This is a genomic window from Rhizobium sp. ZPR4 (genome assembly GCF_040215725.1).
Lineage (GTDB): Bacteria > Pseudomonadota > Alphaproteobacteria > Rhizobiales > Rhizobiaceae > Rhizobium > Rhizobium rhizogenes_D.
This window is the reverse complement of record NZ_CP157968.1, coordinates 141,707-166,093: the sequence shown is the minus strand read 5'-3', so window position 1 is coordinate 166,093 and position 24,387 is coordinate 141,707. Positions and strand designations below refer to the sequence as shown.

The following is a 24,387-nucleotide window of genomic DNA, read 5'->3' as shown; positions in this document are numbered from 1 at the left end:
TCAATCTTCGGGATGGCCGGACGAGGCGAAGCCGCCGCCCTGATAGATGACGGCCGGATCGTTCGGATCTTCAGGCTGCGTTCTCGACAGGATTTCGGCCCGCCACGGGGCGGCGTTGTCGCGCGGTTTCCAGCCGAGAAATGCGGCGTTGCCGTTGTCCCACCATTGCTCGTCATTGTCGGAGGCACCGTAGACGATGGTGTGGCCGAGCCTCGGTGCATCGAAAGCGCAGCCGCAAAGGGAGAGGAAATCGCGGACGCTGAACCAGGTGGCGAGCATGCGTGTATTGCGCGGCTCGGGGAAGCACGAGCCGATGCGCACTGAAAGCGTTTCCTGGCCGAACTTGTCGAAGTAGAGGCTGGCGACGGCCTCGCCGAACACCTTGGACACGCCATAGAGCGAATCCGGCCGTGTCGGCACCTTGTTGTCGATCCGCTCATCCCGGCGATAAAAGCCGATCGCGTGATTGGAGCTCGCGAAGACGATGCGCGGCTTGCCGGCGGCGCGAGCGGCCTCATAGAGATTATAGAGGCCGAGGATATTGCCCTGCATGATCAGATCGAAAGGCTTTTCCACCGATATGCCGCCGAGATGGATGATGCCGTCCACACCCTTCACCATCGCGTCGACGCCGCTGCGGTCGGCGAGGTCGCAGGCAACGAAACGCTCATTCGGGCGCAGGTCGCTTATCGGCGCGAGGTCGGACAATACGACATTCTCGGCGATCTGCGACAGAAGCGGCCGGATTGCCTGGCCAACACCGCCGGCGGCGCCGGTCAGCAACAGAGTTTTCAGCATGATTGTCTCCCGGATCGGTCATTTCGGCGGGCAGACTATAAGATGGTTCTTTGCCCGTCATCACATATATCGGTGGGATCAACATGAAGCATGTCGATAATGTCTAGGCAGTCTGCGAATGCACCTGGGCGTCAATGTCGAGCGCTTCCAGACTGACCACGGCCTTGATGGGCAGGTGATCCGACGCCACGCGTGCCAGCGGCGAGTCATGCACTTCGACTGCGGAGATCATGCCGCGGCGGTTTGCCATGATGCGATCGAGCGCCAGAAGCGGTAGCGCCGACGGAAAGCTCGGTACGGCAGGCGGAAGCGGTCCGAACGCGTTCTGGATGGTATTGAGGGACGAGCGATCGCCCAGGCGCCATTCGTTGAGATCGCCCAGCAGGATGGTCGGCGTCTCACTGCCGTCGTTCATGAGGTCGACGATCAGACGCGTCTGCTGGGCACGCGAGCGATGCAGCAGGCCGAGATGTGCGGCGATGATCCTGAGGCTTCCGCCACGGGCCAATTCCAGTTCGGCAATCAACGCGCCGCGCGGCTCTAGCCCGGGCAGGTTGATCTGATGGACTTCGCGAACCGTGCCCTGCTTGAAAAGAACGACATTGCCGTGCCAGCCATGCGCCTTGGTGACGCCGGCGATCGGCACCGGGATGAGACCTGTCTCGCGTTCGAGCCGGCGCAGATCGAGGATTCCCGTGCGTTCTCCAAAACGCGTATCGGCTTCCTGCAGGCCAATGACATCGGCATCGATTTCATGGATGACGCGGCTGGTCCGTTCCGGATCGAAGCGACGGTCGGCGCCGACACATTTGTGGACATTGTAGGAGGCGATCAATGTGCCTGCGGGGCGGTCCGGCTTGCTGCCGGTCGGTTTGGAGTGCGATTTCTTTCGGTTCTTCAGGCTTTCCAGAATGCTAGCACGGAGACTTTCTTTCTTTTTTCGCATCTATCCGTCGACCGTTCCTTGATCAGACCATGTCGGGCACATGGGAGAGAGTATAAGAAGCGATCGTTGGCCTTGTCATGTAAAAAGGCTGCGACAAGGGCAGATAGTCTCTCGTTGCGGTCGTCAGAGATAGGGCGAGCCAAGCCAGAGCACCTTTTCGATAAGCCGTACGACAAACGGCCGCGCCCTCAGCTTTTCGAGGTCTACCGGATGTGCCGTTTCCAGGATCGTGCCGATATGGTCGTCGATCGTGCCGGCAAAGCCGCGATCGAGTACCTCGAGATCCACCTCGAAATTGAGCCGCAGGGAGCGTGGATCGAGATTGGAAGAGCCGACATAGGCCCATATACCGTCGATGGACAAAAGCTTGGAATGGTTGAAGGCGCCTTCGGCGCGCCAGATGCGGCAGTAGTTCTTCAGCATCTGGTCGAATTGCGCCGTCATGGCGCGGTCGACAAGTACGAGATTGTTGGCCGTCGGCACGACGATATCGACCTCGACACCGCGCCGTGCTGCCGTCACCAGCGCGCTGATCAGCTCCCGATCCGGCAGGAAATAGGGCGACATGATGCGGATGGACTTATGCGCCACCGAAAGCGCTCCAATGAGCATCTTGTGATTGGTCTCGACGCTGCGATCCGGGCCGGAGGCGACGACCCGCATGAAGACGGGTGCTCCAGGCTCGTTGGAGGGCGCGGCAATCCGCCATTCCTCGCCATTCAGCACCTCGCCCGTGGTGAAGCGCCAATCCTCGGCCGCCGTGTTGAAAAGATCGGCGATTGCCGGACCCGTCACGCAGAAATGCATGTCGCGAGCGCTATGCTCGTGGGCGAATTCGCGCGTGAATCCCTGGCGGATATTCATGCCGCCGGTAAAGGCAACTCGTCCGTCGATGCTGAGGATCTTTCGGTGGGTACGCAGGTTGGCATAGGGCAATCGGAGGCCGATGATGACGTTGCCATTGAAGACGTCGACCTTAACGCCGCCTTCGCTCAGATAACCCATGATGCTGGGCACGGAATAACGGGCGCCGACGGCATCGATGAGTATGCGGACGCTGACACCGCGCTTGGTCGCGGCAATCAGGGAATCGGCGATGCGAAGGCCGATCGGGTCGCGATCGAAGATATAGGTCTCCATCAGGATGCTGCGTTCGGCGCCGTCGATTGCGGCTTTCATCGCGGCATAGGCAACGTCGCCATTCGTCAGCATCTCGATCGTGTTGCCGGTGCTCATCGTATAGCGAACGACACGGTCGCCGAGCGTCTTCATCGAACCGAAGCGATCGCCGAAGAGCCGTCGTACCTCAGCATCATCGGCGTCGAAGCTGGAAAGCTCGCCATTCGCATCCTTGCGGAAGAGCGCGTCGCGCTGCGAGCTGAGGGAGGCCCGGCGGATGCGATTGATGCCGGCAACAGCATAGAGCACGGCGCCGATGATGGGCGACAGGATGACGACGCCGACCCAGCCGATCGCGGCGCGGACATCCTCTTTGGTCATGGCCGCATGGATCGCAGCGGCGGCACCCATCACGATGGACAGGACGGCGAGAATTTGGCCCCAATGGGCAGCCACGAGGTCGATCATGACGCAAGTATATCCTTGCCCGCAAAAGCTGCAATGAGTGGGCCGGCGATCGTCAGGATGTTATCGATAGTGGTGCGAAACCTCATCTTATTAGATAATTTTAATTGAACCCTGTTCTGACCAGCATCATACTTAGGGTGCTTCGGCTGCTTCGCTACCGTCCCCCACGGTAACTTCTGTTTCTTGTTTGAAGCGCCACTGCGGTTCGAGAGTCGAGACCGAGGAACGCTAGCCATAGCGTCTTGGCTGCTCGGGGGAGGCGTGAAAGCCCGCGTTTCAAGAACGGGCGTCGTTCATCAAAACCTTGTTCAATGATGCGAACGGAGAACAGCAGATGTTGGAATCTCGGGACGAATGGATCAAGAAACGCGCATACGCCATATGGGAAGAGGAAGGCCATCCTTCTGGACGCGACGTCGAGCACTGGGCGCGGGCGAACACCGAGCGCATTGCGCTTGAGGAAACCGTAGCAAACGGCGGCACGATCGACGTCAAGCCCAAGGCGAAGCGCAGGACGGCGGTCGCCGCGGCGGCGATTGCCGAGGAAAAGTTGGCCAAGCCAGCAAAGAAGGTATCGAAGAAGACTGCAGCCGCCAAGGTGTAGGATACATCGGTTTCAGGGGCGTGGCGGAGATGAGAGCGGCTCGATGGCAACATCGGGCCGTCTCTCTTTTTCAAGACGGCAGCTGGCGGAATATTCGCAATAATTTCGGTGATTTGGCTCTCATCCGCGAAATAGTTGTCACACATCGATGCTACAGGTTGCGAAGGGAGCTCAGCAATGTGTCGTAGCTATATCGATGATCTGGAAATGACTGTTACGGCGATCGTCGCGGCATGTGGCCTGTTGTGTTTTACCGGCGGTCTGGTGGAGGCCGTGCGATGACATCTCTCCTCGTACTTGCCGCGCTCTATCTTTTGGCGGCTTTGGTCCTCATTCTGATCATCGATCGTTCAGTCGGGGTCTTTTTCCCGCCATCGGCCATGCAACGCGCCACGACGCCGCATGGCCGGCGCTTCTGGATGCTGCCGCTCCATCGCAATACGCCCGGCCAAATCTCGGAACCTTTTCCCTGACGACGGGTTGGTCTTTCTTCGCAGTAAGGAGAAAGATCATGCCCAGAGGAGACAAATCCGCCTATACAGATAAGCAGAAGCGGAAGGCCGAGCATATCGAGGAAGGTTATGAAGACCGTGGCGTTTCCCATGAGGAGGCGGAGCGGCGCGCCTGGGCGACCGTGAACAAGGAAAGCGGTGGCGGCAAGAAGTCCGGCTCGGGTCGCGGCCATTCCGAAAATCATGAATCGTCCGAAAAAGGCGGCAGGATCGGCGGCCGTGCTGCGGCAAGCCGGCCAGCGGCCGAGCGGTCTGCCTCCGCAAAGAAGGCGGCCACGACGCGCAAGCGCCACGAACACAATACACATTCCTAGGCTATTGGTGAGAACCGGACGCGATCGCCGAGATCCATCGGGCCGGCGCGATGAAGCTCATATGGCTTCCGGTGCATATGCCTCGGCCTGTAATCGTCGATTGCCTCTTATCTTCCGCGACGTCGACACTAAATTGCAGACTTGCGGCGATGATTGCTCTCAATTCCGGGGAGGGAAAACCGAATGGCCTATGAACTCTATTATTGGGATGGTATCCAGGGGCGCGGCGAATTCGTCCGGCTGGCACTGGAGGACGCCGGCGCAGACTATGTCGATGTTTGTCGCGGCCCGGCAAGCAAGGGGCAGGGGATGCCCGCCATGTTCGCCATCATGGATGGCAAATCCAAGTTCGACCTCCCGTTTGCCCCGCCGTTTCTGAAGGACGGCGATCTGATTATCCCACATGTCGCGAATATCCTGATGTATCTCGGTCCGAAACTCGGTCTGGCGCCTCTGGACGAAGGGCAGCGCCATGTGCTCAACGGCCTGCAATTGACCATCACCGATCTTGTTGCCGAGGTACACGACACGCACCACCCCATTGCCACATCGAAATATTACGAGGACCAGAGGCAGGAGGCCACGGCGCGCGCCGCGGAATTCATCGAGAACCGCATCCCGAAATTCCTGGGCTATTTCGAGCGGGTGCTGCAGCAGAACTCGAACGGACCGAGCCACATCTTTGGCGGTGAATTGACCTATGTCGATCTCTCGCTCTTTCAGGTCTATGAGGGGCTGCGCTATGCCTTCCCTCGCGCGACCGCGCATCTGGATCGCCGATATCCGCATCTGACTGAGCTGCATGAAGCTGTCATGAAACGGCCCAACATTGCTCGCTATCTTCGGTCCGATCGCCGCATTCCCTTCAATGAGAACGGCATTTTCCGGCACTATCCGGAACTGGATAGAGATATGGCGTGAGCGATGCTCATCTATCAATTCATTCCCGCATGCTGGATCGTCTGGTTGCTGATCTGGCTTTTCGCGTCGTTCGGCATGAAGAGGAGCGTGCGGCAGGAGGACCCGCTGTCGCGGCTCGGCAATACCGTGCCGATCTGGATCGGCGCTTTCCTTCTTGCCGTCAATCCATCCTGGCTGGGTCCCTTGCGGTTTCGCCTCATCCCACAGGATTTCACATCCTATACGATTGGCGCAGTTCTAACCTTCATCGGTCTCGTTTTTGCTGTCTGGGCTCGCTATCACATCGGCCGGAACTGGAGCGGGGTGATCACTCTCAAGGAGGATCACGCGCTCATTCGCTCCGGTCCCTATGCGCTTGTGCGACATCCGATCTATTCCGGACTGATGCTGGCGATCATCGGCTCGGCAATTGCGCGCGGCGACATCGCGGCCGTCCTTGCGATCATCGCGGTGCTCTATGCCGTGCTGCGGCGCGTGCAAATCGAGGAAAGCTGGATGAATGAGACTTTCGGCTCGGCCTATGCCGACTATAAGGCCAGCACGCCGGCGCTGATCCCGTTTCTGGTGTAGCGTCAGACCTTGAGCGGTGATGCCGCCTTGAAAAAATCGGCCCAGGGATCGGCGCTCGATTGGCCGAGGCGCGATACCGCATTCCTGACGGTAAAGGAAGACGGTCCGATCTTGCCGTCCAACTCCTCCCAACTGACCGGCATCGAAATAGCGGCGCCCTTTCTTGCGCGTGTCGAATAGGGCGCCACGGCGGTATTGCCGCGACCGTTGCGAAGGTAATCGATGAAGATGTGGCCGGCCCGTTTCGCCTTGCTGGCAACCGACAAATACGTCTCCGGGCTATCGGCGCTCATGGCATGGGCGATCGCCTCGGCCGCATCTTTGACATGTGGCCAGGTCGCCTGCGGCTTGACGGATGCGACCACATGTAATCCCTTGCCGCCGGAAGTCTTGACGAATGAGGTCAATCCGAGAGTGGAGAAACGTTCCTTGATCTCCTTTGCCGCGGTCACGACCTTATTCCAGACGACATCCTCGCCAGGGTCGAGGTCCATGATGATCATGTCGGGCTTTTCCCAATGATCCGTCGTCGTGCCCCAGGGGTGAATTTCCAGCGCTGCGGATTGGACAAGGGCTGCCAGACCATCGAAATCCCCAATCTTCAGGAGCTTCGCGGCGTCCTTATCTTCCGGGTCGGCAATTTCCTCGATATGCGGATTGATACCCTTCCAGGCATGTTTCTGGAAGAAGCGTGGTCCATCGATACCATCCGGGCAGCGCAGGAGAGCGAGGGGGCGGTTGATGACGAAAGAGGCCATCCGCGGCCAGGCCAAAGCGTAGTAATCAAGAAGGTCTTGCTTGCTGACCTCGTCGCCGGGCCAGTAGATCCGCTCCGGATGGGTCAATTCGACTGACGTCCTGATGCCGTCGGGAATGGGCGTCTTTGCCATCTGCATGCGCTCCATCTTCTGCGACGCGAAGGCGTCGCGCCGGGCAAGACTAGCATTGCCCGGCGCACAAAGCGACCGATGGCCGCATCTCAAGGCATGAGTTGACCGCCATTGACTTCGATGATCTGTCCGGTGATGTAACCAGACAGCGTCGGCGAGGCGAGGAAGAGGTAGGCGCCGACACAATCTTCCGAGGTGCCGACAAAGCCCATGGGGATCGTCTTGCGCTGCAGCTCCATCTGCTCGTCATTGGTATAGCGCTCGTGGAATGGCGTTGCGATGACGCCTGGTGCTACGGCATTGACGCGGATCTTGTCGCTGACGAATTCCTTGGCGTGGCCATGGGTGATGGTCGAGACGAAGCCCTTGGAAGCCGCATAGAGGATCGCGCCGTTGCCGCCGCCATTGCGCGCAGCAATCGAGGTCGTGTTGATGATGAAGCCACCCTGCTTTTTGAGATGAGGATGAGCAGCACGGGTGGCCGCAAGCACCGAACGGGCATTGAGGTTCATCACCCGCTCATAATGCGCATCCGTCATATCGGCGGTGGGAAGCCGCCCCAGCATGCCGCCGGCATTGTTGACCAGGCCGTCGAGGCCATCCAAGGCTTCGGCCGCGTCCTTGACCACACGTTCGGTCTCGCCATCCTGCGAGACGTCACCCTGGATGAGGTGCACTGTTCCACCGCCAGCCCTGATTTCCTCGGCCAGCTTTTCCGCCGGCTCGCGGCTCGCATTGAAGTGCAGGCCGATCTTCATGCCCTGTGCGGCAAAGGCGCGCGCCACGGCAGCGCCGATGCCAGTCGAAGCGCCCGTTATCAATACTCTTTTGCCGGCAAGATCGGGAATGCGAATGGACGCAAGCGATTGCGCAAGTTCTGCCATGACGACTCCTCCTGAACGTCAACCAATCATACGACGAAATGTGTCCTGTCTTATCAGGCGCTGGCTCGACAAGGCAATGCGATGATGTCGATAAATGAACGTAGACACCTTCATTCTTGTTCAATTGCCCGCGTGTGGATCGTGCGGACACGGCGCCGGCTATCGCCGGTCGCCAAGATGCTCCGTCGTTGTGAGCAAGGACAGTATTCCCTCGTCTGCCCCGTCGTGCTTGCGTTTCGCTGCAGCGATACGGGCGTGCACAAGGAGGCGCGATAACCGTAAGAGCCGAAAGGAGAGGCGGCAGGTTTCGAGAAACAGCCGATAGGGCATCACGGTCAGATAGTGCACGGATGATCGGTGATAGTGGCGGCGATTCAGACTGCCTTGAATCTGTGAGGGCAATCCGAGCTGCTGGTTGATGGGAATGGGCGTGACGAAAGCCGACCTCAGCCCCTGAAAGAATTCGAGGTCGAAGGCCAGATCGAACGGCAGCCGCATTGGGAGCAATTTCCTAACGAACCACTGGGCTGCACGCCGATTGATGAGATAGGCACCCGACCCTTTTTCCCGTGTCAACGCGATCGCCAGACGACGGCTTTCGGTTAGTCGAGAGAAATCGAATTTCCTGCCCGCACTGACCGTGGACAGGCGCAGAATGTCCCATTGCTCTGCCTGTCTGATCGCTGCCTCGACGATGTCATTGAAATCGGGAGGGAATTCGAGGTCGTCTTCCAATATGAGAGCAAACTCGCAATCCGATGCAAGCAGACGCCTGGCGCATTCAACATGGCTCAAATAGCAGCCGACTTCCCCTGGATTGCGTCGGCGGCCGTGCATGAAGCGAAAGGAGATCTCGCTGAATTGCTTGGTCGGAAAATCGATCGAGTTACCATCGATCGCCGGCACACGCTCGAATCCGAGGCCGCTATGTTCCAGCTTCGAGCGCATCGCGGCCAGGCGATCGATGGCTCGGTCCAAGTTGATCAGAAATATCTTCAGCGAAGCTTTATCAAGCTTTGCGTCCTGCATGTTCTCGTCCACTCCGAACCTAACGCATTGAGCGTCGAAGGGAGAGAAGATGTCCAGTTCAGCTGACAGGAGCCTTACAGACGATGTTGGCAAGATGGGCGGAGATGTTATTCGAAGTTGCCGAGGCCGATTCCATGCCTGCCATTGACGGTGATGTGGCGTGGCGGGACGCGAGCTTCTACCCGCCGAACGGCGCCAGACCATGAGGGAGAGCCGCAAACATGTCGAAGTTGATGCGGCGGATGATAGCCTGTGATTGATGATGGTGTGGGTGAGATTTTGTATATAACTAACTGAAATTGCATTTATTTTAATATATCTGGCGTTGAAGTATTGGTTGAGGTTGCGGCTGCATGGTCTGCCGCCGATCGCTGAATGATGCGAAACGATCTGGCGTGCTGGTGCTGTGGCGGTTAAGGAAGGTGCCAGCAGAGTCGGGCGCTTGGGCCTCTTCACGACAAGCGATTGCTGCCGCGGCTTCGACAATAGAGAGAGACCGAACATATCATGAGCAAGAGCAAGCTGATCCGTTTTGATGTCGCCGACAACCAGGCCGGTGGCCAGCGTCGCCCCTTCGCAAAGGCCGTCAGGGCAGGTGATTTCGTCTATGTCTCGGGCCAGGTTCCGACCATCAACGGCGAAATCGTCACCGGCAATATCGTCAAGCAGACCGAGCAGGTCATTGCCAATATCAAGGATGTGCTTGCCCTTGCCGATTGCACGCTCGAGCATGTGGTGAAGGTCAATGTCTGGCTGGATGATGCGCGCGATTTCTCGAGCTTCAACGCCGTCTTCGAAAAGCATTTTATCGATCATCCGCCCGCACGCTCGACCGTGCAATCGCCGATGATGGTCGACGTGAAGGTCGAGATGGACGTGATCGCCTACAAGCCGCTCGACTGAGCGAACGCGGTTTTACAGTTTGGATTGCGATGGCGCTGTTGCCGCATCGCAATCCCGATTTCCCTTGATGCCGGCGCGATCTGCCGCGAGGTGAATGGGGTGATTGCTCTCCCGAGCATCTAAATCACAAACCCCAATGCTGCCAGTGCGCCTATTTTGGCATCGTGGCGCCCATCCCTTTTTCTCGACTTTTGCGATGCCGTGGATCCGCGTGATCCGCGGCCCGCTTTGGGCTGCCACCAGTCCGTAACCTCAAGATCTCCGTGCAATTAGCGGTGGCGCCGAGCAGCTCGCCTGCCGCGCGGGACATTCCTTTGAATGCCGAAATCAGTGCCTGTTGATTTCCAATCAGCGATTGACGAGTCTCAAAACACGAGATTAAATCAATTTGATTGACTACTCCAAAACAGCAAGAGGGGCTGAAAATGGAAATGAGGAAAAAGTCATTGCGCAATCTATTTCAACGGACATCATTGGCAGCAGTGGCGCTTGGCGCTTCGCTGGCGTTCGGTGCAGGCACCGCATCCGCGGAATCCGTGCTGACGATGCACATCGAGGAGCAGACCAGCTGGGTCAGCAACTTCAATCCTTTCGATCTTGCCGGCCGTCGCCAGAGCACGATGGATTTCATCTACGAGCCGCTCGTCATCTTCAACGCCAATGACGGCGGCAAGCCGGTCTGGCGCCTGGCGACGAGCTACAAGTTCTCCGACGATCTCAAGTCGATCACCTATGAGCTGCGTCCCGGCGTGAAATGGTCGGACGGCCAGCCGCTGACCTCGGCCGACGTGAAATACACGATCGATCTGATGCTGAAGAACCCGGCTGTCGACACCGTTGGTGTCGGCCAGACCGTCGCGTCCGTCGAAGCGCCGTCGCCGACAGAGGTGAAGATCAACCTCAAGGCCGTGAATTCCGAATTCCCGGAATCGCTCGCCGATCTCGCGGTCGTGCCCGAGCATATCTGGAAGGACGTTGCCGATCCGGTCGCCTTCAAGAACGAGAAGCCGGTCGGCTCCGGTCCGATGACTGAAGTTCGCCGCTTTACGCCGCAGGTCTACGAGCAGTGCCGCAATCCGAACTACTGGGATGCCGCATCGCTGCATGTCGATTGCCTGCGTCTGCCGCAGATCTCTGGCAACGACCAGATGCTGGCGCTGCTGCCCGAAGGCACGGTCGACTGGATCGGCTCGTTCCTGCCGCAGATCGACAAGACCTTCGTCGCGCTCGACCCACAGCATAATGGCTACTGGCAGCCACCGGCGGAAACCGTTGCTTTCGAGATGAACTTCAAATCCACGAATGCCGGCAATCTCGAGGCCTTCAAGGATCTCAATTTCCGCCACGCCTTCAGCATGGCGATGGACCGTAAGTCGATGGTCGATATTGCCGGCTTCGGCTATCCGGTCGTCAACCTGCACGCCAGCGGCCTGCCGCCACGCTTCGAAAGCTGGCGCAACAAGGCTGCCGAAGGCGAGAAGGACGCCTTCATGGGCTTCGACACCGACAAGGCCAACAAGATCCTCGACGACGCCGGCTACAAGAAGGGCGCCGACGGCTTCCGCACCACGCCGAGCGGCAAGCCGATCACCTTTGCGGTCATCGTGCCGAACGGCTGGACCGACTGGATCGATGCCGTGCAGATCGCTGTCGAAGGCCTGCGCGCCGCTGGCATCAACGCCTCCGTCGCCACGCCGGAATACGAGCAGTGGCGCAAGCAGCTTCTCGACGGCAGCTTCGATGTCGTCATGAATTCGCGCGCCGATAGCGCAACCCCGTTCCAGGGCTATTATCAGAGCCTGTCGACGGCCTATGCCGGCAAGCTCACCGTCTCCGCGCCGCGCTACTCCAACCCGAAACTCGATGCGCTCTTCGATCAATATCTGAAGTCCTCTTCCGATGGTGATCACAAGAAGATCTTCAACGATATTCAGGTTCTGATCGCCGATGATTTCCCAGTCGTTCCCGTCTTCAATGGCCCGACCTGGTATCAGTATTCCAGCAAGCGTTTCACCGGTTGGGTCACGGACAAGGATCCGGTGATGAACCCGGAAAACCACGATAATAACCGCATGCGTCTCATGCATCTGCTGCGTCTGAAGCCGGTCCAATAAGGCCACAGCGAAGGAAGCAGACATGCGTGTTTCGAGCCGGCGCCTTGGCGTCTACGCGGTGGCGTTGGCCTTCGCGATCGTCGTGAATTTCATTCTTCCCCGGCTTATGCCGGGGAGCCCCGTCGATGCCATGGTTGCCCAGCTCGGGCCGCGGGCCACACCCGCGGCCGTCGAGGCGATCAAGGCCCGCTTTGGCGAGATCGATCAACCGATCATCATGCAGTTCCTCGACTACCTTAAAGGCCTTGCCACCTTCGATCTTGGCGTTTCGGTCAAATATTATCCGCAGACGGTGGTCCAGGTGCTGAGCCGGGCCACGCTGTGGACCATCTTCCTTGTGGTAACCGCGATCATCTTTTCACTATGCGTCGGTGTCATCCTCGGCGCGATCGCGGCCTGGAGGCGCGGCGGGCGGTTCGATACGGTCGTATCGCCCTTCGCCGTCATCCTGTTTTCGATACCGCCCGTCATCGTGGCGCTTACGACCCTGTTTGTCTTCGCGGTATCGCTGCGCTGGTTCCCCGTGGGATATGCCTATGATCCCAACCTCGATCCAGGTTTCAATTTCACCTTCTTTGGCAGCGTCTTCGTGCATGCTATCCTGCCGGTGCTGACGCTGTCGCCATTCCTTATCGGCGAGTTCCAGACGACGATGCGCTCGTCCATGATCGTCGTGCTCGGCGAGGATTACGTGACGATGGGCCGGGCTAAGGGCCTCAGCAATCTCGCCGTCATGTTCGGCTATGGTGCGCGCAACGCGCTGCTGCCCGTGCTCACCAATCTTGCGCTGATACTCGGCGCCGTCTTCGGCGGCTCGATCGTCACCGAGATCGTCTTCAACTATCCCGGCCTTGGCCTGACGCTGTTTACCGCCAGCGTGGCGCGCGACTATCCCGTCATCCAGGGGCAATTGCTGCTGATGACGCTTGCGACCCTCGGCGCCAATTTCCTCGTCGACATCCTCTATGGCCTTGTCGATCCACGATTGAGGGAGGGCAGCCGATGAGCTTCTCCTTCCGAACCATCTTCAGCCAGAAGAAGGCGCTTGTCGGCTTCGTCATCGTTGCAGCACTATGCCTGATGGCGATCTTCGCCCCGATCATCGCGCCTGGCGAGCCCGGCGCCCGCGTCGGCCGCTCGCACCAGCCGCCATCGGTCGAACATGTTTTCGGCACGACGAAGATGGGCCGCGACGTCTACAAGCAATTCGTCTGGGGCGCGAGAAGCTCGCTGTCCGTTGGCTTCGCCACAGGCATTGCGATCACCGTGCTCGGCACGGCCATCGGCCTCATCGCCGGCTATATCGGCGGTAAGACCGACGCAGCGCTCGACCTCGCCACCAATGCCGTACTGGTCATTCCGAACATGCCGCTCCTGATCCTGCTTGCTTCCTTTGCGGGTACGGTCGGGCCGATGACGATCATGACCATCATCGCCTTGACGTCATGGCCATGGGGCGCGCGCATGACGCGTTCCCAGACGATGGCACTGCGCAACCGCGATTTCGTCACCGCCGCCAAGATGATCGGCGAGCCGGCCTGGCGCATCATTTTCGTCGAGATCCTGCCGAACCTCACGCCGCTCATCGGCATCAACCTGGTCGGCAGCATCATCTATGCGATCGTCGCCCAGACCACGCTCGAATATCTCGGCTTCGGCGATCCGCTGAAGGTCACGTGGGGCACCATGCTCTACAACGCCCAGAATGCATCGGCCATCATGGTCGGCGCCTGGTGGGATATCGGCATACCGGCCATCGGCATTGCACTGACGGGGCTCGGTCTCGCGCTGATCAACTTCACCTTCGATGAAATTGCCAATCCGCAATTGCGTTCCGGCCCGGCCTTGACCCGCTGGTTCCGCCTGACGCGCGCGCGCAATCGCATGATGAGGTCAGGCCAATGAGCGACAATCTGCTTGAGATCGAACACCTCAACATCGATTACCTGCTCGACAAGGGCGATTTCCGTGCCGTGAAGGACGTATCTTTCAATATCGGTCGCGGCGAGATCTTCGGCCTTGCCGGCGAATCCGGCTGCGGTAAGAGCACGATCGCCTATGCGATCACAAGGCTATCGAAGGCGCCGGCCTGGATCAGCGGCGGTAGCATCAGGCTTGATGGGCAGGATCTGCTCAAGATGCCGGAAAGCGATCTCCAGAAAATTCGCTGGAAGCGCATCGGCATGGTGTTCCAGAGCGCCATGAATTCGCTCAATCCGCTGATGCGGGTCGAGGCGCAGTTCCACGACGTGCTGCATCGCCACACCGGATGTTCGCGTCAGGAATCGCGTGCCCGCGCCGAAGAGATGTTCAAGCTGGTCGGTATTCCTTCGCATCGCGTCGGCGATTATCCGCATCAGTTTTCCGGCGGCATGCGACAGCGCATCGTTATCGCCATCTGCCTGGCGCTACGTCCTGAACTCATCATCATGGACGAACCGACGACGGCGCTCGATGTCGTCGTGCAGCGAGAGATCCTGGAGCAGGTGCTCGACCTGCAGCAGACCTATGGCTTCTCGGTGCTGTTCATCACCCACGACCTGCATCTGATGGCCCAGCTTTGCCATCGTATCGGCGTCATGCTGAAGGGCGAGCTGGTCGAGGTCGGCGATGTCGCTCAGGTCAGCCAATCGCCCGTTCACGAGTACACGCGCAAGCTCTGGAATGCCATCCCGCAGCTTCCGGCCAGCGCCCATTCTCTCGGAGTTTTCGCATGAAACCGCAGATACAGGCTGTGACTGCAGAACCCATCATCCGGCTTGATGATATCCAACGCCACTTTGGCTCCGTGCATGCGTTGAAGAGCGTTTCCTTCTCGCTGTTTGCGGGAAAGGCATTGGCGTTGGTCGGCGAATCCGGCTGCGGCAAGACCACCTGCGCCCGCATCATCGCCCGGCTCGACAAGCCGACTGCCGGCCGGCTGCTGTTCCGTGGTCAGGACCGCACGGCGCGCGGTTCGGGCAAGGACGAGCGGATGTACCGCAAGGACGTCCAGATGGTCTTTCAGGACCCGTTCTCGTCGCTCAACCCGGCCTTCACGATCAACCATCACATCGCAAGGCCGCTGCAGCTGCATGGTCGGGACAAGCCAAAGGCCGAGCGGGATGAGGATATAGCGAAGCTGCTTGAAAGCGTCGGTCTCGATCCCTTGGTGACCCGCCAGAAGTTTCCGCACGAACTCTCCGGCGGTCAGCGTCAGCGCGTCAATATCGCCCGCGCGCTTGCGGTTTCTCCGAGCGTGTTGGTGGCGGATGAGCCGACCTCGATGCTCGACGTCTCGATCCGCAAGGATATTCTCGACCTGCTGGCACAGGTGAAGCGGGAAAACGATCTCGCCATGCTCTACATCACCCACGATATCGCAACGGCAGCTCATGTCGCAGAGGAGATCGTGGTCATGTTCGCCGGCCAGATGGTCGAGTGGGGCGAGAGCAATGCCGTGCTCGCCAGTCCGAAACATCCCTACACGCAGCTTCTGCTTTCGGCGGTGCCGGATGGCGGCCGCAGGTTCGTGACCGGCGGCAGCGCTCGCTTTCTCGAGCAGGCGGAGAAGATCCGCGCGCTCAGCCGACCGATCTCGACCGAGGTCGAGCAGATCGGTCCCAATCATTTCATGCGTGCGCTCGTCGCAACGAATTAGAAGGATTTTTCCCTTGGATTACCTGGTCAATCTATCGACGCTCCCGATCGACACGCAGTCGCCCGAGCGCATGGCGAAGGCTGATGTCACCATCCGGCGTGCGCTGCCGCCGGAACTGCGTGTTATCACCGGCTGGGTGGCTGAGCATTTCAGCCAGGGCTGGGCAAGCGAGACGACGGTGGCGATGAGCCGCCAGCCGCCGACATGCTTCATCGCCACGCGCAATCAGGAGCTTGTCGGCTTTGCCTGCCACGAGGCGACGGCGCGCGGCTTCTTCGGCCCGACCGGTGTCGACGAAAGCGTTCGCGGCCTCGGCATCGGCCGTGCGCTGCTCTTTGCCTGCCTCAACGATCAGAAGGCCATGGGCTACGCCTATACCGTCATCGGTGATGTCGGCCCGTCGGAATTCTACGAGAAGACGGTCGGCGCAATGCAGATCCCCAATTCCGAGCCCGGCATCTATGCCGGCATGCTCAAGCTTTGAACGACCCATTCAGGAAGAGAGAATGCTGATGTCCACACCGCGATCCCTGGCTCTGCGGCTTGAAACAACCTGGAATCCGCCAGCCGACGGCAAGGAATTTTCCTATGTCCTGCGGCTGAAGAACCTTTCCTCGGAGCCGCTTTCGGGCTTCGCGCTCTGCGTCAGTGGTCCCGGCCGCGTCGACCCGGCCGGCGTCGTCGAAGGCGCGACGGTGACCAGGCGGCTTTCCAACTTTACCGAATTCCAGCCGCCGGAAGGCTTCGTGCTGGCTGGCGGCGAGACCTGGACCATCACGGTCCATGCTCTCAGCTGGCCATTCCGCCACTGGACGGATGGCGCCACCAGCGCCTATCTCGCGCTGCCCGATGGCACCGCCGTATCGCTCGCCGCCGAACCGACGCGCACCTCGTCGAGCAATGCGCCATTGAAGCGCGGTGCCGAAATCTATCCCGTTCCGGCCAGTCCCCCGGTTCCGCTGGCAATCATTCCCTGGCCGAACCATGTTGCCGTTTCCTCCCGCCGTCCGCTGCCGGCAGGCTTTGTGCTTAAGGCGGATACGCCGGCAGCGCAGGCAGCCGCCGCAAGCTTCACGGCGCTCGTCGAGCATCTTTTCGCCGCTGAAGGCCTTGTGCGTCCAGAGGCCGAAGGGGCCATGCCTGTAGAGCTGCGGGTTGTCGAGGGCCTTGGCCCGGAGGCCTATAAGGTGACGTTCTCGCCGCAGGCGATCACAGTCGAGGCAAGCGCCCAGACCGGCTTCGTCTATGGCCTAGTGACTATTGGCCAGATCTGGCGCGGCGCGCGCCTGCATCCACAGGCTTTCCATTTCCCGGCCACAGGCGAGATTGTCGACGAACCATCCATGAGCTGGCGCGGCCTGCATCTCGACGTCTCCCGACAGTTCTACGCGACTGCGGAAATCAAGAAGCTGATGGCGGTCCTCGCCTGGAACAAGCTCAACCGCTTCCATTGGCACCTGTCGGACGACGAATCCTGGCGCGTGGAGATCGATGCCTATCCGGCATTGACCGAGACTGGTGCATGGCGCGGTCATGGCCTGCCTTTGCCGCCGCTTCTTGGCTCCAGCCCCGCCCGCACCGGTGGCTATTACACCAAGGTGGCTGTGCGCGAGATCGTCGCTTATGCCAAGGGCTTCGGCATCGAGATCCTGCCCGAGATCGATATGCCCGGCCATTGCTATGCCATGCAGCAGGCGATCCCCGAGCTTCGCGACCCGAACGAGGTCGGCAGCTATTATTCGGTTCAGGGTTTCCCGGACAATTGCATCAATCCCGCGCGCGAGAAGACCTATGAGGTCATCGAGACGATCCTCTCCGAACTGATTGAGCTCTTTCCGTTCAAGACCATTCATATCGGTGCCGATGAAGTGCCGCTCGGCGCCTGGTCCGGATCGCCGGAGGCCTTGGCGCAGCTGCGCGAACTCGCCGGCGACGAGATTGCTGATGCCCATGCCAGGCGCCTGAACGTCATCACCAATACGCACGGGGCCGATGATATTCATGGTTCCGGCGCGGCGGTCCTTCAGGCCGAATTCCTGGAACGCATCCAGGCGTTTCTCGCCTCGAAGGGTTGCGTGACCGGCGGTTGGGAAGAGGCGGCGCATGGCGACAGGATCGACAAGGACAAGAGCTATCTTTGCAGCTGGCGCAATGTCGAAGTGGCTGCCGAGCTCGCTGGACGTGGCTACGAGATCGTCGTTTGCCCGGGTCAGGTCTACTATCTCGACATGGCGATGCGCCCCGATTGGGACGAGCCGGGCGGCAGCTGGGCCGGCTATTCCGACGCGGAGAAGATCTACACCTTCGACCCCGTAGGCGGCTGGACGGATGTGCAGAAGGAAAAACTTCGCGGCATCCAGGCCTGCATCTGGTCGGAGCCGATGACGGACCGCGCCGTTTTCGACCGGCTCGTTTTCCCGCGCCTCTCGGCACTTGCCGAAACGGGCTGGACCAAGCCCTCGGCCAAATCCTGGGAGCGGTTCAAGGCGCTGGCAGGCACGATGCCGCTGCTTTACGGCCTGTATCAATTTTGACAGCTTGATACATGGCGCTCAGGCGCGCCCCATGGGGGCGCGCCTGAGCGAAGTTGACGGGATGCAGGTCGGCCGTTTGCCTAACCCATGACGGCGCGATGAGTCAGCGGTTTCTGCAGGACATCGAATTGAGGGTTGGTCTCTGAGAAGATCGGCAAGGCAGCCGCGCCCAGAATGGCGGTATCCTTGCCGGTCGCGCCGATCATCAGGCGAGGAATGGTTCGCTTTTCCGTCGGATTCACCGGAATGTGCAGCGGCTCCATGCGTTCGGCCAGTCCGATCATGAGGGATGTCGGCGCACTGCCGCCAAGCACGATCGTTTGCGGATCGAAGGCCAGTTCGAGGAAATCGATCGTCTGGCGCAGCGGCTGCACCGCCTGTTCCAGCCAGATCTGCAGGCCGTGGCTGTTGGCTGCGATCATCGTATCCAGCTCATCCGGGTTCAGCTCCTGCGCATCTTCGATGCCAAGACATTCATAGGCGACGGACGGCGAGACATAGCGATCGAGGCAACCACGCTTGCCGCAGGTGCAGAGCCTGCCATGCGGCTCGACGATGATGTGGCCGATTTCGCCGGCATTGGCGCGGCTGCCCTTGTAGAGATGGCCGTCGAGGAACATACCGGCCCCGATGCCGCCGTCACCCGCAAGAAAGAGATAGACGAAGCTGCCAAGGCCACGGGCAACGCCATAGAGCCGCTCACCGATCGCTGCTGCCGTGGCATCGTTTTCGACGAGCACGGGCAGATCGATAAGCCGTTCGAGTTTACTCGCAACAGGGAAATCCTGCCAGCCCGGCAGGTTGAGCGGGCTCAGCGACGTCACGCCGCCATCGGCATAGCGTCCGGGCAAGGCGATACCGACGCCGAGCAGCCGATCGCGATCAAAGGAGAAGGCTTCCTGCAGATCCTTGACGATCTGAGCAAGGATCGGCATCGCCTCGGTCGGTCCCGGCCTGTCGACATGGCATTCGATGCGGGCGCAGACCGTTCCGGACAGATCGGTGAGCACGCCGGCTGCCCGCTGACGACCAAGTTCCAAGCCGATCGAGTAGGCGCCGGCCGGATTGATCATGTAGGGAGTAATTGGCTGACCGCGGGCGATTTTCTGCGCCTCCATTGCGATCAGGAGATGTGAACGCGCGAGTTCCTCGACGATGTTCGAAACTGTCTGCGTGGTCAGCGCCGTCATGCGGGCAATGGCTGCGCGCGACATCGGACCATTGGTGCGGATAGCTTCGATCACGACGCGCCGGTTGTGAGATTTGGCCTGTTCGAGATTCGTGCCTGAGATGGTCTTCATGAGAGGATAATGGAGCACTCAGTTCGTGTTGCTGCTTGTCGCGCTTTGCCATTGCGTGAGGTGAGGGTGGCCGCATGACATTGCTTGCCCCTATGCTGGTAGTTTCTATTCTTTTGCCGATCGATTCAAGACGCGATCGGCCAGGTCCGTGCCGTTTGAGGGATAATATACGAGGCTTTTTCTTTTCCGTGGATGATTGGCGCATATCTTTACTCCGGCGGACATTCCGTTAGACTCCGCTAACCCGGTCTTTTGCCGGGATAGCGCGGAGGAATTCGATGATCAGACTGCTCGGAATCGTCATCATCTCGACCTGCATCGCCGGCGGTGCGATGGCAGCGGATGCCACATGCAAAGCTCAGGCCGCCGACAAGAAGCTGGCCGGCGCCGCTTTGACGAGTTTCACCAAGAAATGCGAGAAGGATGCCGCAAGCGCCTGCGATACTCAGGCAGCATCGAAGAAGCTTGCCGGTGCCGCCAAGACGAGCTTCGTCAAGAAGTGCACCTCCGACGCAGTCGGCGGCTGATCGCCCGATTTCTCAAAGGACTCCGGCCGTCGCTGGCGGCCGGATCGAATAGCCTGGTCATCCCTGCGGTGACCTGGCGTGCAAGTGTGTTGCGATGCCGCGAAGCTCGCCTTTCTGTCATTTGCATGCCGAGATCGATCGGCTGATTTCTCTCGATCGTCATCCCGAACTTACATTTCGGTAAGCCTGCAGCGCCTTTGGTCGCAACCAAGGGATAAGTAAAGCCTGGTTAACCATCGTTGATCTTTCCAGTACCGGCAAGGCTGCGATGAGGAGACGGGCTTTGATCTATTTCTCTTCAAAATCAACCGGAAAGCTCAAGTTTTCAAAGTCATTCTGCCGAATTTTGATTCATACTATGTATGGGATTCTTCATGTAGGCATGTATACTGAGGGTGGAATCGGCGCTCTGCCGATCCTGCACCCCTGCCGGACGCCCCGCGCTGGATGATCGCGATGGCGACCGGTGGCGTTTCCGATATTCGACCGAAGATAGCCTGCACCATCTTGCCAATCGGGGGCCCCCAGTGTCTGAAATCTGTCCCAAGCGCCTGTCGCGGCGCCATTTCCTTTCCTCTGTTGCGTTGACTGTCCTTGCCGGAAGCGCCGGCCCGGTATTGGCGCGATCATATCAGGGCGGCAATCTTCCCTGGACCTCCTATGCGGCCGATCCGCCAAGGCAGGTGATGCCGGGTGGCTGGAAATTCTTCACCGAGCGGGAGGCGCGTACCATCGAGGCGATCGCGGATCGGATGATCCCGGCAGACAGCCTCAGCATTGGCGGCAAGGAAGCGGGTTGTGCCGTTTATCTCGACCGTCAGCTGGCGGGGGCTTACGGCAATTCCAGTCGGCTCTATACGCAGGGACCGTTCCTGCCCGGCTTGCCGACGCAAGGCTATCAGGGTGCAGATAATCCCGCGCAGATTTACCGCAAGGGTCTGGCGGCGGTCGATGCCTATCTGAAGCAGAACAAGAGTGGCAAGGCCTTCGCCGACCTTTCCCCGGAAGAGCAGGACGGCTTCCTGACGGATCTGGAGGCAGGCAAGATCAAGCTCGACGGCAATGTCGACGGCAAGGCCTTGTTCAATGTCATCCTCGGCAATGTCATGGAGGGATTTTTCGCCGATCCAGTCTATGGCGGCAACAAGGACATGGCCTCATGGAAGATGCTGGGTTTCCCCGGCGCTCGATACGATTATCGCGACCATGTCAGCAAGTTCAACGAGCCCTATCCGCATCCGCCGATTTCCATTGCAAGCCAGCCGTTCTGGGCGGAAAAATAGGAGGCCAGCCATGACAAAGATACTTCCCCGTAAAGACGTCGTCATCGTTGGTCTCGGTTGGACCGGCGCCATACTGGCTCATGAGCTCACCGAACAGGGATTGGATGTTCTTGCGATCGAGCGCGGACCCTGGCGCGACACAGCGACCGATTTCAACATCGGCTATGTCCGGGACGAGCTGCGCTACAGCATCCGCCGCGATCTTTTCCTGCAGCCGCGCGTCGAGGCCATGACGATGCGCAACAATCTCTCGCAGACGGCCCTGCCGATGCGCGACTACGGTTCCTTCCTGCCGGGCAATGGCGTCGGCGGCGCGGGCGTTCACTGGAACGGCCACACCTGGCGCTTCTGGGACAGCGACTTCCGCATCAAAAGCAACCTGACGCAGCGCTATGGTGCAGCCAGGGTTGACGGCCTGCAGCTTCAGGATTGGGGCGTGACGGGTGAGGAGCTGGAGCCTTTCTACGACAGGTTCGAATATCTGGCCGGCATTTCCGGAAAAGCTGGAAACATCAAGGGGCAGATTCAGGAGGGTGGCAATCCCTTCGAGGATCCGCGTGCACGGGATTATCCGTTGCCGCCGATGCAGATGAGCTATGCGCCAAGCCTTTTTGCCGACGCAGCGCGCAAGCTCGGTTACCACCCGTTCCCGACTCCGTCGGCGAACTTGTCGGAGGCCTACATCAATCCGCTTGGGATCGCGATGGGCGAATGTACCCTTTGCGGCTTCTGCGAACGCTTCGGCTGCGCCAACTATTCCAAGGCCAGCGCGCAGACGACGATCCTGCCCGTCCTGATGAAAAAGAAGAATTTCGAGCTGCGCACGGACAGCGAAGTGCTGCGCATCGATCTCGACGGTTCCGGCAAGATGGCCAAGGGTGTCACCTATGTCGACACGTCGGGCGAGGAGTTTTTCCAGCCGGCCGATATGGTGCTGTTATGCGCCTACGGCCTTCACAATGTGCGCCTGATGCTATTGTCCGGCATCGGCAAGCCCTATGATCCGAATAGCGGTGAGGGCGTGGTCGGGCGCAACTATTGCTATCAGACCAACGCCGGCATGCAGGTCTTCTTCGACGACAAGAATTTCAATCCGTTCATCGCCGCCGGCGCGCTCGGCCAGACGGTTGACGATTTCAATGGCGATGCCTTCGATCATGGTTCCGTCGATTTTGTCGGCGGTGCCGGCATCAACTGTATCCCGACCCATGGCCGGCCGATCGCCATGCGTCCTGTGCCCCCCGGCACGCCGCGTTGGGGATCGAAATGGAAGGCAGCGACCGTCCAGGGCTACAAGAGCACCATGACCTATAGTTCGCAGGGTTCGAGCTATCCGACGCAGGGCAATTATCTCGATCTCGATCCGACCTACAAGGATCGTTTCGGACGGCCATTGCTGCGCATCACCTTCGATTTTCCGGTCAATGATCTGAAGATGTCCAATTATGTTTCCGATCGCATGGAGGATATCGCCAAGGCGCTCGGAGGACGACAATACAACAGTGCCCGCCGCAAGAAGGGCTGGGATTCGGTGCCCTATCAGAGCACGCATAATACCGGCGGCGCGATCATGGGGGCCGATCCGAAAACCAGTGCGGTCAACCGTTACCTGCAGAACTGGGATGTGCCGAACCTGTTCGTCATCGGTGCCTCCGCCTTTGCGCATAATGCAGGCAAGAACCCGACGGGAACGGTCGGCGCCTTGGCCTTTGTCGCAGCCGACGCAATTCGTAACACATATCTGCGCAACCCCGGTGCTCCCCTGGTGTCGGCATGATGAAGAAACTCTCCATTCTGATCGCATTCGGCGCCCTCTCGGTATCGGCGAACGCCGCTTTTGCAGACTCCACCGATCTTGCGGATCGAGTCATCAATGGCCGCTACCAGGCGGTTCTCGGCGACTGTTCCGCCTGCCACACGAAGCAGGGCGGTCAGCCTTTTGCCGGCGGCGAAGCCCTGCAGACGCCCTTCGGCGCTCTGGTGCCGCCAAACATCACGCCGGACAGGGAAACCGGCATCGGCAACTGGAGCGAAGCCGATTTCATCCGCATGATGAAGACCGGCACCGGTCACAATGGCATCAGGCTTTATCCGGCCATGCCCTATCCGGCCTATAGCAAGATGTCGGATAGAGATCTCTCCGACATGTGGGCCTATCTGACGACATTGCAGCCGGTGAAGAACAAGGTCCTCGCAAACCAGCTGCCCTTTCCGCTCAATATCCGGCTATCCATGTGGGGGTGGAACCTCCTCAATTTCGATCCGGCACCTTTCGTGCCGGACGAAAAGCAGACGGCCGAGTGGAACCGTGGCGCCTATCTCGTCCAGGGGCCGGGACATTGCGCGACATGCCATTCGCCGAAATCCTTCCTCGGGGCGGATAAGGATTCTCAGTTCCTGCAGGGGGCCTCACTGCAGGGCTGGTATGCGCCGAACATCACCGGCGATCCGCATATCGGCATCGGCGCCTGGAGCGAGGATGAGATCGTCACCTATCTGAAAACGGGCTCGACGGATAAGACGATCGCCTCCGGACCTATGGCAGAGGCCGTCGCACAGTCGACCTCGCAGATGAAGGATGCCGACCTGAAGGCGATTGCGGTCTATCTGAAGAGCCTTTCAGCGGGTTCGTCGGATAAGCCGGCGCCGCTGAAGGCGGATGACGGGCGTATGGTGGCAGGCGCCGCAATCTATCACGACACCTGTTCCGCGTGCCATGGCATGAATGGAAAGGGTGCCATGCCGCTGTTTCCGGCGTTGGCTGGCAACAGCCTTGTCCAGCAGCCAAGTGCGGAAACGCTTGCCCATGTCGTTCTGGCGGGAAGCCAGGGCGCTTATACCTCGTCCAAGCAAACGACCCCGGCCATGCCGTCCTTTGCCTGGAGGCTCAATGATCAACAGGTCAGCGACGTGCTGACTTATGTCCGCAACAGCTGGGGCAATGCGGCTGCCCCCGTCAGCGCGGGCGATGTCAGCAATATAAGAGGAAATGCTCAGGACTAGCCGAGCCTATGGTTGCGGGCAGGGATT

General features: G+C 59.7%; 24 protein-coding genes. 17 read left to right on the top strand and 7 right to left on the bottom strand.

Annotated features, from left to right (window positions below; all coding sequences use genetic code 11):
- From ABOK31_RS20295 to ABOK31_RS20285, 3 genes are all read right to left on the bottom strand, one after another.
- Complete coding sequence (locus ABOK31_RS20295) at nucleotides 1–798, bottom strand: NAD(P)-dependent oxidoreductase (RefSeq protein ID WP_349960310.1); 798 nt, start codon at nucleotides 796–798, stop codon at nucleotides 1–3.
- A gap of 103 nt (nucleotides 799–901) precedes the next feature.
- Nucleotides 902–1,744: an endonuclease/exonuclease/phosphatase family protein gene (locus ABOK31_RS20290; RefSeq protein ID WP_349960308.1), complete on the bottom strand. Its 843-nt coding sequence runs from the start codon at nucleotides 1,742–1,744 to the stop codon at nucleotides 902–904.
- A 123-nt stretch (nucleotides 1,745–1,867) separates the two neighbouring features.
- A complete protein-coding gene (locus tag ABOK31_RS20285; protein ID WP_174181024.1) occupies nucleotides 1,868–3,331 on the bottom strand; it encodes a phosphatidylserine/phosphatidylglycerophosphate/cardiolipin synthase family protein in 1,464 nt (487 codons plus the stop codon).
- A gap of 334 nt (nucleotides 3,332–3,665) precedes the next feature.
- Here ABOK31_RS20285 and ABOK31_RS20280 point away from each other — a divergent pair, with 334 nt between their 5' ends.
- The 5 genes from ABOK31_RS20280 (at nucleotide 3,666) to ABOK31_RS20260 (ending at nucleotide 6,252) form a co-directional block, all read left to right on the top strand.
- On the top strand, nucleotides 3,666–3,935 hold the full coding sequence (locus tag ABOK31_RS20280) for a DUF2934 domain-containing protein (protein ID WP_349960306.1): 270 nt from the start codon (nucleotides 3,666–3,668) through the stop codon (nucleotides 3,933–3,935).
- Nucleotides 3,936–4,213: 278 nt separating this feature from the next.
- On the top strand, nucleotides 4,214–4,408 hold the full coding sequence (locus ABOK31_RS20275; protein ID WP_349960304.1) for a hypothetical protein: 195 nt from the start codon (nucleotides 4,214–4,216) through the stop codon (nucleotides 4,406–4,408).
- A gap of 38 nt (nucleotides 4,409–4,446) precedes the next feature.
- Nucleotides 4,447–4,761, top strand: a complete 315-nt coding sequence (locus ABOK31_RS20270; RefSeq protein WP_349960303.1) for a plasmid stabilization protein — start codon at nucleotides 4,447–4,449, stop codon at nucleotides 4,759–4,761.
- Between the two features lie 183 nt (nucleotides 4,762–4,944).
- Nucleotides 4,945–5,682, top strand: coding sequence for a glutathione S-transferase family protein (locus ABOK31_RS20265; RefSeq protein WP_349960301.1), 738 nt, complete (start codon nucleotides 4,945–4,947; stop codon nucleotides 5,680–5,682).
- Between the two features lie 3 nt (nucleotides 5,683–5,685).
- A complete protein-coding gene (locus ABOK31_RS20260; RefSeq protein ID WP_174181017.1) occupies nucleotides 5,686–6,252 on the top strand; it encodes an isoprenylcysteine carboxylmethyltransferase family protein in 567 nt (188 codons plus the stop codon).
- Nucleotides 6,253–6,254: 2 nt separating this feature from the next.
- Here the strand turns inward: ABOK31_RS20260 and ligD are convergent, their stop codons facing one another.
- The 3 genes from ligD to ABOK31_RS20245 all read right to left on the bottom strand — a co-directional run bounded on the left by ligD (nucleotide 6,255) and on the right by ABOK31_RS20245 (nucleotide 9,511).
- Nucleotides 6,255–7,142 carry a non-homologous end-joining DNA ligase gene (ligD, locus tag ABOK31_RS20255; protein ID WP_349960299.1) on the bottom strand — a complete coding sequence of 296 codons (888 nt, stop codon included), beginning with the start codon at nucleotides 7,140–7,142 and terminating at the stop codon, nucleotides 6,255–6,257.
- A gap of 89 nt (nucleotides 7,143–7,231) precedes the next feature.
- A complete protein-coding gene (locus ABOK31_RS20250; protein WP_349960297.1) occupies nucleotides 7,232–8,026 on the bottom strand; it encodes an SDR family NAD(P)-dependent oxidoreductase in 795 nt (264 codons plus the stop codon).
- Nucleotides 8,027–8,185: 159 nt separating this feature from the next.
- Nucleotides 8,186–9,511, bottom strand: coding sequence for a glycosyltransferase family 25 protein (locus ABOK31_RS20245; protein ID WP_349960295.1), 1,326 nt, complete (start codon nucleotides 9,509–9,511; stop codon nucleotides 8,186–8,188).
- A gap of 51 nt (nucleotides 9,512–9,562) precedes the next feature.
- Between ABOK31_RS20245 and ABOK31_RS20240 the strand changes: the two genes are divergently transcribed.
- The 8 genes from ABOK31_RS20240 (at nucleotide 9,563) to ABOK31_RS20205 (ending at nucleotide 18,246) form a co-directional block, all read left to right on the top strand.
- The gene (locus ABOK31_RS20240) at nucleotides 9,563–9,958 is read left to right on the top strand and encodes a RidA family protein (protein WP_174181012.1); all 396 of its coding nucleotides are present in this window, start codon (nucleotides 9,563–9,565) and stop codon (nucleotides 9,956–9,958) included.
- A 425-nt stretch (nucleotides 9,959–10,383) separates the two neighbouring features.
- On the top strand, nucleotides 10,384–12,072 hold the full coding sequence (locus ABOK31_RS20235) for an ABC transporter substrate-binding protein (RefSeq protein WP_349960294.1): 1,689 nt from the start codon (nucleotides 10,384–10,386) through the stop codon (nucleotides 12,070–12,072).
- A 22-nt stretch (nucleotides 12,073–12,094) separates the two neighbouring features.
- Entirely contained in the window at nucleotides 12,095–13,078 is a 984-nt protein-coding gene (locus tag ABOK31_RS20230; RefSeq protein WP_174181008.1) for an ABC transporter permease, read from the top strand.
- On the top strand, nucleotides 13,075–13,977 hold the full coding sequence (locus ABOK31_RS20225) for an ABC transporter permease (protein ID WP_349960292.1): 903 nt from the start codon (nucleotides 13,075–13,077) through the stop codon (nucleotides 13,975–13,977). Before ABOK31_RS20230 ends, ABOK31_RS20225 begins: the two co-directional genes overlap by 4 nt.
- Nucleotides 13,974–14,789 (top strand): ABC transporter ATP-binding protein, encoded by an 816-nt coding sequence (locus tag ABOK31_RS20220; protein WP_349960290.1) that lies wholly within the window; start codon nucleotides 13,974–13,976, stop codon nucleotides 14,787–14,789. Before ABOK31_RS20225 ends, ABOK31_RS20220 begins: the two co-directional genes overlap by 4 nt.
- Nucleotides 14,786–15,712 carry an ABC transporter ATP-binding protein gene (locus ABOK31_RS20215; protein ID WP_349960289.1) on the top strand — a complete coding sequence of 309 codons (927 nt, stop codon included), beginning with the start codon at nucleotides 14,786–14,788 and terminating at the stop codon, nucleotides 15,710–15,712. Before ABOK31_RS20220 ends, ABOK31_RS20215 begins: the two co-directional genes overlap by 4 nt.
- Nucleotides 15,713–15,725: 13 nt before the next feature.
- Complete coding sequence (locus tag ABOK31_RS20210) at nucleotides 15,726–16,196, top strand: GNAT family N-acetyltransferase (protein WP_349960287.1); 471 nt, start codon at nucleotides 15,726–15,728, stop codon at nucleotides 16,194–16,196.
- 22 nt (nucleotides 16,197–16,218) lie between these two features.
- Complete coding sequence (locus tag ABOK31_RS20205; RefSeq protein ID WP_349960285.1) at nucleotides 16,219–18,246, top strand: beta-N-acetylhexosaminidase; 2,028 nt, start codon at nucleotides 16,219–16,221, stop codon at nucleotides 18,244–18,246.
- A gap of 80 nt (nucleotides 18,247–18,326) precedes the next feature.
- Here ABOK31_RS20205 and ABOK31_RS20200 read toward each other — a convergent pair whose 3' ends face one another.
- A complete protein-coding gene (locus ABOK31_RS20200; protein WP_349960283.1) occupies nucleotides 18,327–19,547 on the bottom strand; it encodes an ROK family transcriptional regulator in 1,221 nt (406 codons plus the stop codon).
- A gap of 278 nt (nucleotides 19,548–19,825) precedes the next feature.
- Here ABOK31_RS20200 and ABOK31_RS20195 point away from each other — a divergent pair, with 278 nt between their 5' ends.
- The 4 genes from ABOK31_RS20195 (at nucleotide 19,826) to ABOK31_RS20180 (ending at nucleotide 24,360) form a co-directional block, all read left to right on the top strand.
- Nucleotides 19,826–20,074: a hypothetical protein gene (locus tag ABOK31_RS20195; RefSeq protein WP_174180994.1), complete on the top strand. Its 249-nt coding sequence runs from the start codon at nucleotides 19,826–19,828 to the stop codon at nucleotides 20,072–20,074.
- 527 nt (nucleotides 20,075–20,601) lie between these two features.
- Nucleotides 20,602–21,357: a gluconate 2-dehydrogenase subunit 3 family protein gene (locus ABOK31_RS20190; RefSeq protein ID WP_349960280.1), complete on the top strand. Its 756-nt coding sequence runs from the start codon at nucleotides 20,602–20,604 to the stop codon at nucleotides 21,355–21,357.
- Nucleotides 21,358–21,367: 10 nt separating this feature from the next.
- The gene (locus ABOK31_RS20185) at nucleotides 21,368–23,134 is read left to right on the top strand and encodes a GMC family oxidoreductase (RefSeq protein WP_349960279.1); all 1,767 of its coding nucleotides are present in this window, start codon (nucleotides 21,368–21,370) and stop codon (nucleotides 23,132–23,134) included.
- Complete coding sequence (locus ABOK31_RS20180; RefSeq protein WP_349960277.1) at nucleotides 23,131–24,360, top strand: cytochrome c; 1,230 nt, start codon at nucleotides 23,131–23,133, stop codon at nucleotides 24,358–24,360. The genes ABOK31_RS20185 and ABOK31_RS20180 overlap by 4 nt, the downstream gene beginning before the upstream one ends.
- The last annotated feature ends 27 nt before the right edge of the window (nucleotides 24,361–24,387 follow it).